Genomic DNA, 14,039 nt, shown 5'->3' with positions numbered 1-14,039 from the left:
CCCGCCCCTCACCGCCAACTCCTCACTCCTCACGCCTATCTCCTCACTCATACCTTAACGCCTCCGCCGGGTTGGTCTTGGAAGCACGCCAGCTGGGGTAGAGCGTCGCCAGCAGGGTGAGAATGAAAGACACTGCGGCGATTACCCCGACGTCGCGGCTTTGCAGATCGGAAGGCAGTTCGCTGATGTAATACACATCTTTGGCGAGGAAATGCACGCCGAACAGCCGTTCTATGGCCGGCACCACCACGTCGATATTCAGCGCCAGCACCACGCCGCCAGCCACGCCGATCAGCGTGCCGATGACCCCGATCAGGGTGCCCTGGACAATGAATATCTTCATGATGCTGGAGGGGGAAGCACCCAGGGTACGCAGGATGGCGATGTCCGCCTGCTTGTCGGTAACCGCCATCACCAAGGTAGAAACAATGTTGAATGCCGCCACTGCCACGATCAGCAACAGGATGATGAACATGACATTCTTTTCGATCTGGATGGCGCGAAAGAAATTGGCGTGCTGCCGAGTCCAGTCGCTGATGTAGATATCGTCACCGAAGCGGCCAGACAGTTCCCGTGCCACCTGCGGTGCCTGATTCATGTCCTTGAGCTTGAGCCGCACGCCGGAAACGCGGTTGCCCATGCTGTACAGCTTGGCCGCGTCATCCATGTGAACCAGCGCCAGCCCGGCATCGAATTCGTACATGCCGGCCTCGAAAATTCCGACTACGCTGAACTGCTTCACCCGCGGCATGATGCCGGCCGGTGTAACCCGCCCCTGCGGCGCAATCAGCACCACCTTGTCGCCCTTAGAGACCGACAGGGTTCGCGCCAGTTCGGAACCCAGCACGATACCAAATTCTCCGGAGCGCAATGCATCCAGCCGGCCCACCTTCATCTTGTCGGCCAGCTCGGACACTTGCGCTTCGCGATCTGGCAGAATGCCGCGCACCACCGACCCTTGCACGGTCTGGTCGTAGGATAGCAATCCCTGCGCCATGATGTAGGGCGCCGTGCCAACCACCTCGGGATGCTGAGACGCCACTTCAGCAACACTCCGCCAATCGGCCAGGGTATTGTTCGCGCCGCTGATCTGGGCATGCGCCGCCACGCCAAGGATGCGGGTGCGCAGCTCCTTCTGGAAGCCGTTCATCACGGAAAGCACCACGATCAGGGCGGCCACACCAAGCGCAATGCCCAGCATGGAAACCATGGAAATAAAGGAAATAAAGTGGTTGCGCCGCTTGGCGCGGGTGTAACGCAGGCCAACAAAGAGCTCGAAAGGTTGCACGGGTAGGAAAGGCTGGCAAAGGCGCCAGTTTGCCACTTAACGGCTGGAAACACAAAACCGGTCAGCAGAAGCCAATGAGGATTTGGACGGCCGCAGGTCTGATGATAGACTGAAAATTGTCCCGTTCAATTATTCCTTCAATGCATTGCCATCTTCTCATTCCGGGCCTGTTTCCGCCCTTCCGCCCTGAAACCAGAAAAGCGCTACGGGATTTATCCCTTCCGGCTCTGACTACACTACTGGCACGCAGCAGCCAGAAGACGCTTCCGGATGGCAGCATGGATGAATGGCTGTGCCGAACCTTTGGCGTCGAGAAACGCCACGACTGGCCGGTAGCAGCCTTTACCCTGCTGGCGAACGGCGGCAACCCGGGAAGTGATTTCTGGCTGCTGGCAGAGCCCGTACATCTGCAGTTGCAACGCGACCGGCTGGTGCTCGCTGATTCCGGCAATCTGGACATCACTCAAGAAGAGGCAAACAGCCTGACTACCGCCCTTAACGAGCATTTCGCCGATGAGGGTCTGAGTTTCTTTCCGACCCGGGCATGCCACTGGCATTTGCGTCTGGCCCATCCCCCCAACCACCTGAAAACCCATTCTCTGGAAACCGCCGTTGGCAGGAATATCCGGAACATTCTGCCCAGCGGCCCTGACGGCAAACGCTGGCACAGCATCCTCAATGAAACCCAGATGTTGCTGCACCGCCATCCGGTTAACGAGGTACGGGAGCAGCGCGGCTTACCATCGGTGAACAGCATCTGGCCCTGGGGCGGGGGGGGGCTACCGACTAACCTGGCCCCCTATTTCGTCCATATCTGGGCCGACAACGCGTTGACCCGCGGCTTGGCGGTCGCCACCGACACTCCCTGCGCCAACGTACCGGAGACCGCCGTGGAATGGTTGAATGCCAACCAGGGCAGATCACACCATCTGGTTGTTCTCGACACACTACGCACCCCAGCACTGTACGGCGATGTCCACCGCTGGCGCGAAGCCCTGTTACTCCTGGAAAAAAACTGGTTTGGACCGCTACGGCAAGCACTGTCCCGCGATAAAATTTCCCGATTGACGCTCTATGCTTTCGATAGTGGGCAGGCCAGGTCATTTTCAGTCAGCCGAACCGACCTGTGGAAAATCTGGCTCCGCGGAAAATCGTTGGATGCCTATTTTGGAGATTCATGATCATATGAACACCCCGAGTTTCTATAATGACGCGCCCAAAATCACCCTTTACGACCCCCTGGCCGAGTTCCTGGGCGCAGCAGAAAAAGGCGTCGTAGGGTATAACTACCTCGACGCAGTCAAACTGGCCGGACACTCCTGCCCCACGGTAGCAGGCGCCTGGCTGATGACGCGCAAGGCACTGGCGAGCCTGTATGGCGACGAACTGCCGGTGCGAGGTGCAATCCAGGTTTCATTCCGTGATGGTCAGGCTGACGGTGTGACCGGGGTGATCGCCAATGTCGTCAGCCTTATCACCGGTGCCGCGCAGGCCGGCGGCTTCAAGGGTATCGGAGGAAAATTCGACCGCCGTAACCTGCTGCACTTCAATGCCACCATCGCCGGCGAAATTCGCTACACCCGACTGGATACCGGAATCAATGTGGAGACAAGCTATCATCCGGAACTGGTTAGCCCCTCCTCTGACATGAAGGAACTGATACAAAAAGCCATGATGGGCATTGCCAATGCGGAAGAGCGGAACCTATTCGGCCTGCTCTGGCAGGACAGAGTCAAGCGCATCCTGATCGAGCATGCCGATAATGCCGAGATGATCTCCGCCATAATCAGCAGGAGCTAGGTACGTGACCGAACACAACGAGATTTCCCTGCTGCTCGCGCCGGAGGCAGCCGAAACCCAGTGCTTGGAAACCGTCAAACAATCGCGCAACAGCAGTCATGCCCTGGCGGCGCTGATCGCCCTGCAGTCCTTTATTTCTGCCACTGTTCGCCCAGCGGATCGCTACACCCCTGCTTATGAAGCAGTCAAGGGCGTCATCGAAAAGCATGCCATCGCAACCCGCGCAAAAATACTCGCCGAAAATGCGGACAACCTAGCCAAGGCGATTCTGCAGCGTAACCGGCCGGAAATCGCGCAGATACACACCGCACTATCCCGCAACGGCTTCTGGCAGGCGGCACAGCAGGCCATCAGTCAATTTGCGCCGGATGATCTGGCCACCTCTGCCACATGGGCAAAAAACTGGTGCAGCGAAGCCAGGACGCAAGCCCAAGCTGCCAGCGGCTATCCGGATGCGCTGGATTTCAGCAAGGCCGGGATTGCCGCATCCGAATATGCAGCCATGACGGAACTCAGTCATTATTTAACCGATACCCTCGGTTAAATAATGATTTAGGGGAAACCCTTATTGACAAACAAGCCTTCCACATAAGCTGTGGATAAGATTGTGTATAAGCTGTATAGATACGTTGCAAGTCCATTACAAACAAGGAAGAACAGTAATTTGACTAAATTCTGCGCTTACAGTATTTTTGTAATTAATCAATAAGTTATAAATATTTCCATTGTTTATCATGATGTTACGATTGTAGTTTCTCGCCACAACCCAAATTGTGGATGAATCAACCCTCAAATACGTTATCAAGCGATGGCTAAATTTAATAAAAAAGACTGCTTCCGTAGCCCTAAACACCGGGTACTTCAGTTTATTATTAAATACGCTTACGCAGTCCGCACACGCAGTGGCCTTTATGGTGTGCTGATGATCCTGGATCTGGATAATTTCAAACCGCTCAATGATAAGCACGGACATGATGTGAGCGATTTGTCGATTTGGCGCCTTCAGCGCCTTCTTCAGGCAAGGGCTGGCTCATGTTTTCGAGTCGAGCGACAAAGCCATCCATCACTGCAACCCCACTGCTCTGTAACTCTGCATCCTCCGCGTCCTCTGCGGTGAATGCTGTTGCTTTCAGAATCAGTCCGCTTCAAATAAAGGATAGTTGAAGCGTCGGGCTTTTTCATGCCTTTTTACCGGCAGGCTAGCCAGCATCCGCACGGTGCCGCTACCGTACTTGCCGTTGATTTCGTCCATCGTTTCCAGCAGCGTGCCCTGCCGTCCATCCTGTTCCATGACGCCGAAAAGATCGAAAGTCACACTGGCGGCGAACCGGATCTCCGACGCAATCACCCCGCAGCCGCGGTACAGCTGGCCGGGCTGGTAAAGCCGCTCCAGCGCCGCCTGCACTACCCTGGACAAGGCAAAATAGCTACTGGTCTGGTAGTCGAGCCTGATTTCCACGCTGGCGCTATCAAACGATTTCAGGCGCAGGAACACTGCCAGTTTCGCCGCCATGTAGCGTTTCGTCACCAGTTCTGTCGCCACGCGAGTGGTGTGATGGGTCAGGTGGGCGGCCAGCGTTTCACGGCTGGCGATGATCTCCCCCAGGGAGGCGGTGCGGGCAATGCTTTTCGGCAGACGGGGTTCCAGCTCCAGCGCAAACACCCTCTCACCGCGCAGCTCGTGCCGCAGGTCGGTTCCAGATCGCCCCATCAGCTTGCTGATCAGCGCTTCATCGGCTTCGATGAATTGCAGGGCGGTGGCTATCCCGAACTTGTCGAGCAGGGCTTCGCGGTTGGCGCCGATGCCGGGAATATCCCGGGCTTTGACGCGGGCCAGGAATTCGGCAATGCGCCGCCCCGGCACGATGGTTGTGCCGTCCGGCTTATTGAACTCGGAAGCGATTTTGGCCAAGGTTTTGGTGACGGAAACGCCGACCGAAACGGTGATGCCAGTTTCGCGTCTGACCGCTTCCCGCATGGCATTGGCAATCTCGCCGTAACCCTTGCGCCACAAGCTGCGCAGGCCGTGCAGGTCGATGAAGCCCTCGTCGATGGAATAGACTTCAATTTCGGGAGAGAACCGGGCGAGAATGGCGAACAGCTTGTCCGACATCTGGCCGTAATAGCCGAAATCGGCGGGGATATACTCGGCCTGGGGAAGCCGCTTTTTCGCCTCCCACACCGGCATGCCGGTACTGATTCCGGCCGCCTTGGCATCGTAGGTCTTGGCCACCACGCAGGCGTCCTGGCTGGAAAGGACGCACACCGGACGGTTTCTCAGATCAGGACGGCGCGCCAGCTCGCAGGAAGCATAGAAACAGTCGGCGTCGACATGGGCGATGGCATGAGGCCAGTCGGTAACGAGCATGGTAATGGGTGAGGGGTAAAGTCAAAAGCGGCGTAGCGATGGATTGTTTTTTCTCCTCACCACTCACCACTCACCTTCACTTATATTTTCTGACCAACCCAACCACCACGCCGAAAATCTCCAGCGATCCGGTCGGACGGATAATCGGGTAGGCCGGATTGGCCGGCCGCAGAACAAACTGGCCCTTTTCCCGTTCCAGATATTTGAGGGTGAATTCGTTATCGACGATGGCGACGACAATATCTCCGACATTGGCAGACTGCTTCTTCTCCACCGCCACGATGTCGCCGGGATGGATGCCGGCATCGATCATGGAATCCCCCTTGACCGTCACCAGCACGGTTTGCGAGGGTCGCTCAACCAGGTATTCGTCGATGGTCAGCATATCGTGCTGGGTATCGTTGGCCGGGCTGGGGAAACCGGCTCGCACACTGTCCGCGAGCAGGCGTTCGAAGAACCTGCCGCCCGGCTTGAGCCGCTTGTCCGGCGTCACTTCGAGAAAGTCCTGCAACTTCAGGCGTGCAACCAACGCCGCCACCGAGGATTTCGACTTGAGGCCAAGCAATCCGGCCATGGTAGCGTAGGAAGGCAAGATCCGATGCTGGGCATAGTAGTCCTGGAGCTGGTCCAGGTAAGAACGATCGTTCGACATGGGTTGAAGTGTAGTGAACGATCGTTCGCCAGTCAAGTCCTGCCTAGTCAAGCACTGTTCTCTACGTTATTCCCACAACCAGGCGGCACCGCGCACGCCGCTAGAATCGCCGAACTGGTTGCGCACCAGCCGGGTATCCACCCGATCGGAAAACACATAGCGCCCCCAAATCCCGGGCACATTCTGGTACAGGCGCTCGATGTTCGACATGCCGCCACCCAGCACGATGACATCGGGGTCGAGAATATTGATCACGTGAGCCAGCGAGCGTGCCAGGCGGTTTTCATAGCGCTGCAAGGTCAGTTCGCACGCGGCATCACCGCCCGCCGCCCGCGCCGCGATGGTTGCGGCGTCAAGTTTCTTACCGCTGACACGCTGATGATCTGCCGACATCCCCGGCCCGGAAAGAAAGGTCTCGATGCAGCCGTGCTGCCCACAGTAGCAGGCCGGCCCTGGAAGCTCCGCGCCTTCTGGCCAGGGTAGAGGGTTGTGCCCCCACTCGCCGGCGATGCCATTGGCGCCGGTCAGGATATGGCCGTTAACGACGATGCCAGCACCGGTGCCTGTCCCGACGATCACCCCGAATACCACCGCGGCACCGGCAGCGGCGCCATCCGTGGCTTCCGAGAGGGCAAAGCAGTTGGCATCATTGCTGATCCGCAGCTTGCGCTGCAGCAAGGACTCCAGGTCATGAACAATCGGCTGGCCGTTGAGGTGCACGGAATTGGAATTCTTGAGCAGGCCGGTGGACCTGGAAATGGCACCCGGCGTACCGATACCGACCGTTCCAGCCTGTCCGAGTGCGGCTTCCGCCTGATGCACCAGATCGGCAATCGCCCGCAACGTGCCGGAGTAATCGTCCTGAGGGGTGGGTACGCGCCGGCGCAAAAGTTCGCCGCCTTCGTCATCCAGAGCGATGATCTCGATTTTGGTGCCCCCGAGGTCAATACCCAGCTTCATAGCAATTCCTCACGACATCGACTTGGTGAAATAGGCTGTAAGCAATTCGATAATTGATAACGCCAAATCCTGCCACAGTGCAGCAATTGGAATCGATGACCATTCCTCCCAATACCCCAGCCAATCTGTTTTGAACAGAGAATTATCATATTGTCATTGCCAATGGCCCGCACTGCAGTCTCAAAAACAGGGTTCGAAAATAAGCATTTTCCTTACTACAAAATAAGTATTTCTACTTAGTACAGAATACGCACTCTTCTTATTCCCGGTCTTTCCCCTCCTCTGTAGACTGGTTGTGCATCCTGAGGAAATTCACTTCGCATTTCCTAAAAGAACGAACAGACATAAGGAAAATACCATGTTCGCGATGACTCTCAATAAATCAGATCCGGAAGAAGATGGCATTCTGGACATCCTGGAAGAAGAATCCACTCAGCCGCCAGAAGAACTAGCGGAACTCCCGCCCGGAACGGAAGCATTCAGCGCCGAATTCCAGGGCGATGCCACAATGATCTATCTCAATGAGATCGGCCGCAACCCCCTTTTGACTGCGAAGGAAGAACGAGAACTTGCAACCCGTGTCAGAGAGGGCGATTTCAATGCTCGCCAGCGCATGATCGAATGTAACCTTCGCCTGGTAGTCAGTATCGCAAAACACTACATCAACCGTGGCATGGCGTTGCTGGACCTGATCGAGGAAGGCAACCTGGGACTCATACACGCCCTGGAAAAATTTGATCCGGAACGGGGTTTCCGCTTTTCCACCTACGCCACCTGGTGGATACGGCAGAATATCGAACGCGCCATCATGAACCAGTCGCGTACCATCCGCATTCCGGTGCATGTAATCCGGGAAATGAACACCTGCCTGAAGGCGTTCCGTCTCATTGAGTCCCACAAGGGCGATGAACCCAGCGCGGAAGAGGTAGCACACTTGCTGGACAAACCGGTGGGCAATGTACGCTATGTGCTGAACCTGAATGAGCGCATAGTATCTCTGGATACACCGCTGGATATCGACCCGAGCCTCTCCCTGAGTGACGCGATTCCCGACGAAAACACCCCGCCGCCAGATGTGCAATTGCAGCAGGCTCAGCTTGAGGCGCTCGTCCAGCAATGGCTGGATGAACTGGGAAGCAAACAGCGTTGTGTGGTAGAACGGCGCTTCGGTCTGAACGGCCATCAAACCCACACCCTGGGAAAGGTTGCCGAAACCCTCGAAATTACCCGAGAGCGGGTACGCCAGATTCAGCTTGAAGCGCTACAATCCCTGCGCCACATTCTCGTGCGCAACAACATTTCGAAAGAAATATTTTTCTGACGAAACCTGGCGTGACCTCTGGCCCCAACGGTCATGGCGAACCTCCATGACCGTTTCCCTCTCTCCTAGCTCTCTCCCGGAGGGCGAGAGGGACGAGGTCTCGCTTCGCGAGTTTCACACTCACTGGCAAGAAAACATCGAATGTCCAGCCAGATAAGCTTGCGGAAAACATAAACAGCCCCGGCATGCCGGGGTTGTTTATCTACTCCCATTCTCCAGGCGTGTTTACGCTAATTTCGCGTGAAATTAGCGTAAACACGCCCTAGCACATTATCGTTTTGGGTATTACACTGGAGCCCATTCAACCTTTGCATTTCAGCAACCCATGACCATAGACACTCAAAATAATTATCTGGCGATCACCGCTTCCGGCGAAGACAAAATAGGTCTTGTCGATCGGCTTTCGAGCAAGATCGCCGAGAGCGGATGCAATATCGAAGAAAGCCGTATGGCCGTGTTGGGCGGGCAGTTTGCCCTGATCATGTTGCTTTCCGGTCCATGGAACGCACTTTCCAAGCTTGAAGGGCAAATGGGGGCGCTGGGCGATCAGCTAGGGCTCTCTATCATCCACAAACGAACCCAGCAACGGGAACGGACGCAACCGGTGGTTCCCTACAGGGTGGAAGTGGTGGCCATGGATCATCCCGGCATCGTTCGCAACCTGGCCGCTTTCTTCTCCAAGAACGGCATCAATATCGAGGAACTCCAGACCGACACGTACCCGGCGCCACACACCGGCACATCCATGTTTTCCGTCACCATGACGGTGGGTATTCATGCCGACGTTCACATTCCCACTTTGCGTGGAAATTTCCTCGATTATTGTGACGACCTGAATCTGGACGCGAGCTTCGAACCCGCACGAATGTGATACCGGGCTACGTACTCGCAGCCTCAAGAAAACCGCAATTCCCTGGCCCCTTAATGTTCGCCCCCATTAGTCATCATGGGGAACCGCACCTCGTCATTGGGCCATTTCGGTCGTGATGCTATTCGACCAGCGCAACGCATCCACTTCCGCGCCCATCAAATCTTGTACTGCCAGCCCCAAACTTTCCAATACATCCCCGGCATGATCAAACCGCCCCTGCTCTGTCATTTCTGCCAGAGAAAGCAGTCCACCCAGATTGCCCGATTTATTAAGCAAGGCGTCAGCAATTTCGTCTGCCGGATTGATCAGATCAATCACTTCCATCAATGGTCTATTCAGGAGAGCATCCAGTAAAGACAAAATGCCCGTCATGAAAGCCCGATCATGGAAATCCCGGTCACTTTCTTTGCATTTCTGGGCGAGAGATTCCATCAATTTTCCTCGCCTGGCAGCAAGTCGCAACAGCGGACTATAACTCACGTCATCTTGTTGCGGGGTGTATAACAACAGTTGTAGCCAACGTTGCATCTGACGTCGACCCACAATTTTAATTGACTGATTAAAAGATGATATTTTTGTTTTCAGCCCCATCGATACTGAATTAACCAAGCGCAATAGCTTAAGACTCAAGCCGGCATCCTGTTTCAGGACCTGCTCGATTTCATGATCGGGGGCATCGGTCAGAATGAGCCCCAGCAATTTGAGCATGATCGCCTGATTAGGAAGGGTGCACTTGCCTATAGCCAAATTGGGGCGCGCAAAGTAATAACCCTGAAACAAATCGAATCCGGCCTCTGCACACTGAAGATACTGCTCATGGCTCTCGACCTTCTCTGCCAGAAGCCTTACCGGGTAATTTCTGAGCTTGTTGACAATCCCCAGAGTCGACGGCCAATCCTGTAGCGTAATATCTATTTTTACAATATCCACAACGTCAAGAAGAGGATCGAAAGTGCCGTCATTGACATAGTCATCCAGCGCCAAATCAAAACCCATCTCTTTAAGTTCCCGACAGCGCTCAATCAGCGGAAGATCGACAACCCCGGTTTCCAACAGCTCCAGTGTGACCCGGTGTTGCGACAGGATTTCAATCGCATCGCTCATCAGCAACTCTTGCCTCACCTTGATTAAACACTCATATACCGCCAGGGCCTCTCCAATTTCAAACTGGCTGAAAGCATCGTTGATTGCCTGTGAAGTGGCCTGCGTATTGTCGAGAAAATGCACCGCATTCAGCTCGCCGCTACTAAACAGCAATTCATATGCGACCAGATGTTGTCGCTTATCCAGGATGAGTTTCAACCCCAAGAAAATCTCTTGCGCCTGTAGCAGGTTATGCATGCTTATTCATCTATCTTTCAGTAGGTAACAGGCGGTAACTAATTGAAATATCATATAACTTTCCTCATGATATCGTAAAAACAGTGAATTCAAATGGTTAACCCCAGGAGCAAAGCCGAAATTAATTTTCAGCCAATCTAACGACCCCTCTGGCGGAAAGCTGAAGATCCTTCGACCATCTGTCGTCACCAACAGTCTGCGTGCTGGTAGCTAGTGCATCGGCAATTTCACCCCTGTTCCACCCCAGGCTAGCCAGCAAGTCCAGGGCAACGGCATCGGCCTCATGCAATTGATCGAGTTTGTAACTCTCTATCATTATCCGGGAACCGACAAACGAAGCCGCTGATGAGGCTGTTGCCATCGCCGTAGCTGACTGTATCAAAACAGCGGAGCCGCGAATAAGGTTGGCGACCGGAAACAACACTTGGGCAGCGATGGAAAACAGGATACTGGTTGCTGAATCCTCGTCATGATGACGGCTGATTACATGCCCCATCTCGCGAGCGATCAAGAAAGCCAAAGCCTCTTCATCAAGACGCAGCTTTTGCACACCGCGGAAAATCACCACCGTACCGGTTGCGCAGGATGCACTCCCCGGTTCGGCTTTTTCGGCAATAACGAACTCAAACTGGCTGAATCTCTCAGTGAGATCAGGGTAAATTTCAAAAGCCGATTGCGCAAGACGAGTACCCAGCCGCTGAACCCTCTGATCGAAAGCACGATCAAGCCTGCACTCCACCCCTGCGCAGGGTGAAGGAGTATCTGCCGCAGCGGCGAGATTCAGGTGCATACCCATCTCAGAATGAACAGCACTTACCGAGGACGGCACGGCCACCTGCATACGACCCTGGGGCGACGTTGCGCACGCCCCGAGCAAAAGACTGGAAAGGACAACGAACCAGATGCGGGTAATCATGAGTTCACTCTTCTGAAAAACCTCGGCTAACAGAGAATGAACCCGTTCACCGTGCGCTGTCAAATCACTCAAAGCAACATGGAGACGAATCATTATTTCCTGATTAATATCCTAGACCATCCGACAAAATAAACCATGACGGAATGACCCACTGGGAATCGAAACGACACGAACTGATGTGTCAATCAGCGTTCAAATTTGACCACCCATCAGCGTCCAATTTTGACCAGGGTTTTAAGCTGGCTTCTTGCGCTGTTTGAAGCGGAAGGAATCGTTTCCGGTTTCCAGGATGTCGCAGTGGTGAGTGATACGGTCGAGCAGCGCCGTGGTCATCTTGGCATCGCCGAAGACCTGCACCCACTCCCCGAAGCTGAGGTTGGTAGTGATGATCAGGCTAGTGCGCTCGTAGAGCTGGCTGATCAGGTGGAACAGCAAGGCGCCACCGGATTCCGGGAACGGCAAATAGCCCAGCTCATCCAGGATCACCCCATCCATCTGGGTCAGCTGCCGCGCCAGAGCGCCTGCACGGCCTTGAGCTTTCTCCTTCTCCAGTTGGTTCACCAGATCCACCGCATTGTAGAAGCGCACCCGTTTCCCGGCATGGATCGCCGATACGCCTAGCGCGGTAGCCATATGAGTCTTGCCCGTTCCGGTTCCGCCCACCAGAATCAGGTTGTGCGCCGCCTCCATGAAGGCGCCGCAGGCCAATTGCCGAATCTGCTGCTCAAGCAGAGGGGACTCCGACCACTGGAAACTTTCCAGGTCACGATGGACCGGGAACTTCGCCACGTGCAACTGGTAGCGCAAGGAACGGGCGTGGTGATCCACGGTCTCCGCCTCGACCAGCCGCTGGAGCCACACCTCCGGCGCTTCGGGTTTCCTGGAGCGCTCCACCCCCATCTCCGTCAGTTCCGCCGCCATGCCGTAGAGATGCAGCGCCTTGAGGCGCTGGGTCAGTTCAGCCAGCATGGCACACCTCCGCGCAGGCTGTCGTAACGAGTGCAATCGGCTACGGGTTCGATAGCCAGCATTAGCGCGGTGGAAACGGTGATCGGTTCGGGTTTGGCGGGAGATAGTAATCGGTGCATGTGGTTGAGAATGACAGGAGTGGTCACGATGCCTTCCTCCAGCGCCAGTTCGCATGCCACGGTCACCATATCGGCGCCGTACTGGCGCATCGCCAGCAACACTTCCACGAAAGCCCGGTCGCCCTGGGGCGATTTGAGTAGCTTATCCTTCACGGCGCCAATGGCGGCTGGCAAGGCCCAATCCTGGAACGGCGCCCCATTGCGTAATGCGCCGGGTTTCTTCTCCAGCACAGACAGGTAGTGCCAAGGGTCAAGAATCAGCCGTTCTCGCCCGAAGTGGCGGGCATGTTCGGCAATGAGTTTGCCGTCCGCTACCACCCGGATACGGTTCGCGTTCGCCCGTAAGGATATCCGCTGCCCGGCATGCTCAGCCGGCACGCTGTAGCGGTTGCGGTCATAGCTCACCAGGCAGGTGGAAGACACCCTGAGGGTTTGCTCGAAGTAACCGTCGAAGGGCATCGTGATCGGCCGAAGACGAGGTTGTTCCTCGGCGAACACCTCCGCTATGGGGCGCTCCTTCCATGTGGGATGGGGACGATTGGCTAACTCCGTACAACGGGTTTCCAGCCATGCGTTCAACTCCGCCAAAGCGTCGAAGCGTAGGATGGGGGTGAACAGCCATTCCCGCACATTGCCGACCTGGTTCTCCACTTGCTCCTTCTCCCATCCAGAAGCAGGCGTGCAGGCCACCGGCTCGAACAGGTAATGGCTGGCGAGCGCCAGGAAGCGACGATTGAACTGGCGATCTTTGCCGCTGAAGATGGATTCCACGATGGTCTTGGGGTTGTCGTAAATCATTCGGACAGGCACTCCGCCGAAGAAGGCGAAGGCGCGGTTATGGGCATCGAACACCATCTCCTGGGATTCGCGGGGATAGGCTGCCAGAAACATCTGGCGGCTATGGGAAAGGCGGAAGTGGGCGAGCTTCACGACTTGGGCTACCCCACCCAGGATCACATGTTCGTGGCTCCAGTCGAACTGGCAGGCGTCGCCAGCGGCAAACACGAGGGGGACAAAGGCGTCCTGGCTTGCGCCGGGACGCTGTGTCTTCCAGTGTTTCACAAGGCGCTGCACGCTGTCGTAGGCACCGGCGTAGCCTTCCCGTTGCAGGTCTTCGAACAGGCGCTGGGCGGTGCGGCGTTCTCGTTTGGGGCGCTGACTGTCTTGTTCCAGCCAGGTTTCCAACACAGGCTGGAGCTCGCCCAGTTTAGGTGCCGGTTGCCGCTCTCGCTGATAAACCGGATCGACCTCGGCATTCAGGTATTTCTTGACGGTATTGCGGGACAGGTTGAGGTCGCGGGCTATTGCGCTGATGCTCTCGCCCTTGATCTTGTGCGGCGTATCTTGCCGATGGTTTCCATGCATATCACTCCAGGTTGCTCCAGCCAAAAGGCCAGATAATGGCACAACCGGGGTGGTCAAATTTGGACGCTG

General features: G+C 55.7%; 14 protein-coding genes. 6 read left to right on the top strand and 8 right to left on the bottom strand.

The genetic code is table 11. The features are described from left to right. Positions 1–43 precede the first annotated feature (43 nt). Complete coding sequence (locus SCD_RS05435; protein WP_009206117.1) at positions 44–1,288, bottom strand: lipoprotein-releasing ABC transporter permease subunit; 1,245 nt, start codon at positions 1,286–1,288, stop codon at positions 44–46. A 140-nt stretch (positions 1,289–1,428) separates the two neighbouring features. Between SCD_RS05435 and SCD_RS05430 the strand changes: the two genes are divergently transcribed. From SCD_RS05430 to SCD_RS17100, 4 genes are all read left to right on the top strand, one after another. After that, the gene (locus tag SCD_RS05430) at positions 1,429–2,469 is read left to right on the top strand and encodes a hypothetical protein (protein ID WP_041673343.1); all 1,041 of its coding nucleotides are present in this window, start codon (positions 1,429–1,431) and stop codon (positions 2,467–2,469) included. A 4-nt stretch (positions 2,470–2,473) separates the two neighbouring features. Further along, a complete protein-coding gene (locus tag SCD_RS05425) occupies positions 2,474–3,088 on the top strand; it encodes a hypothetical protein (protein WP_009206121.1) in 615 nt (204 codons plus the stop codon). 4 nt (positions 3,089–3,092) lie between these two features. Then, entirely contained in the window at positions 3,093–3,632 is a 540-nt protein-coding gene (locus SCD_RS05420; RefSeq protein ID WP_009206122.1) for a hypothetical protein, read from the top strand. 264 nt (positions 3,633–3,896) lie between these two features. Further along, positions 3,897–4,205, top strand: coding sequence for a diguanylate cyclase domain-containing protein (locus tag SCD_RS17100; RefSeq protein ID WP_084607437.1), 309 nt, complete (start codon positions 3,897–3,899; stop codon positions 4,203–4,205). Positions 4,206–4,223: 18 nt separating this feature from the next. Here the strand turns inward: SCD_RS17100 and SCD_RS05410 are convergent, their stop codons facing one another. The 3 genes from SCD_RS05410 to SCD_RS05400 all read right to left on the bottom strand — a co-directional run bounded on the left by SCD_RS05410 (position 4,224) and on the right by SCD_RS05400 (position 7,068). Continuing rightward, the gene (locus tag SCD_RS05410) at positions 4,224–5,456 is read right to left on the bottom strand and encodes a DNA polymerase IV (protein ID WP_009206123.1); all 1,233 of its coding nucleotides are present in this window, start codon (positions 5,454–5,456) and stop codon (positions 4,224–4,226) included. 76 nt (positions 5,457–5,532) lie between these two features. Then, a complete protein-coding gene (locus tag SCD_RS05405) occupies positions 5,533–6,108 on the bottom strand; it encodes a LexA family protein (RefSeq protein ID WP_009206124.1) in 576 nt (191 codons plus the stop codon). Positions 6,109–6,174: 66 nt separating this feature from the next. Continuing rightward, positions 6,175–7,068 (bottom strand): ROK family protein, encoded by an 894-nt coding sequence (locus SCD_RS05400; protein ID WP_009206125.1) that lies wholly within the window; start codon positions 7,066–7,068, stop codon positions 6,175–6,177. 358 nt (positions 7,069–7,426) lie between these two features. On the opposite strand from SCD_RS05400, the gene rpoS reads away from it, so the two are divergent. Together rpoS and SCD_RS05390 are read left to right on the top strand one after the other, a co-directional pair. Further along, the gene (gene rpoS, locus SCD_RS05395; protein ID WP_009206126.1) at positions 7,427–8,389 is read left to right on the top strand and encodes an RNA polymerase sigma factor RpoS; all 963 of its coding nucleotides are present in this window, start codon (positions 7,427–7,429) and stop codon (positions 8,387–8,389) included. Positions 8,390–8,714: 325 nt separating this feature from the next. Beyond that, positions 8,715–9,260, top strand: coding sequence for a glycine cleavage system protein R (locus tag SCD_RS05390; protein WP_009206127.1), 546 nt, complete (start codon positions 8,715–8,717; stop codon positions 9,258–9,260). Between the two features lie 93 nt (positions 9,261–9,353). Here SCD_RS05390 and SCD_RS05385 read toward each other — a convergent pair whose 3' ends face one another. The 4 genes from SCD_RS05385 to istA form a co-directional block, all read right to left on the bottom strand. Then, positions 9,354–10,601, bottom strand: coding sequence for an EAL and HDOD domain-containing protein (locus tag SCD_RS05385; RefSeq protein ID WP_009206128.1), 1,248 nt, complete (start codon positions 10,599–10,601; stop codon positions 9,354–9,356). Positions 10,602–10,722: 121 nt separating this feature from the next. After that, positions 10,723–11,610: a M48 family metalloprotease gene (locus SCD_RS05380; protein WP_009206129.1), complete on the bottom strand. Its 888-nt coding sequence runs from the start codon at positions 11,608–11,610 to the stop codon at positions 10,723–10,725. A gap of 141 nt (positions 11,611–11,751) precedes the next feature. Beyond that, a complete protein-coding gene (gene istB / locus SCD_RS05375; protein WP_009206130.1) occupies positions 11,752–12,486 on the bottom strand; it encodes an IS21-like element helper ATPase IstB in 735 nt (244 codons plus the stop codon). Beyond that, the gene (gene istA / locus SCD_RS05370) at positions 12,471–13,970 is read right to left on the bottom strand and encodes an IS21 family transposase (RefSeq protein ID WP_009206131.1); all 1,500 of its coding nucleotides are present in this window, start codon (positions 13,968–13,970) and stop codon (positions 12,471–12,473) included. The genes istB and istA overlap by 16 nt, the downstream gene beginning before the upstream one ends. Positions 13,971–14,039: the final 69 nt, after the last annotated feature.

Source organism: Sulfuricella denitrificans skB26 (assembly GCF_000297055.2).
Taxonomy (GTDB): Bacteria; Pseudomonadota; Gammaproteobacteria; order Burkholderiales; family Sulfuricellaceae; genus Sulfuricella; species Sulfuricella denitrificans.
Note: the sequence above shows the minus strand (reverse complement) of the source record. Positions and strands in the feature narration are given on the sequence as shown.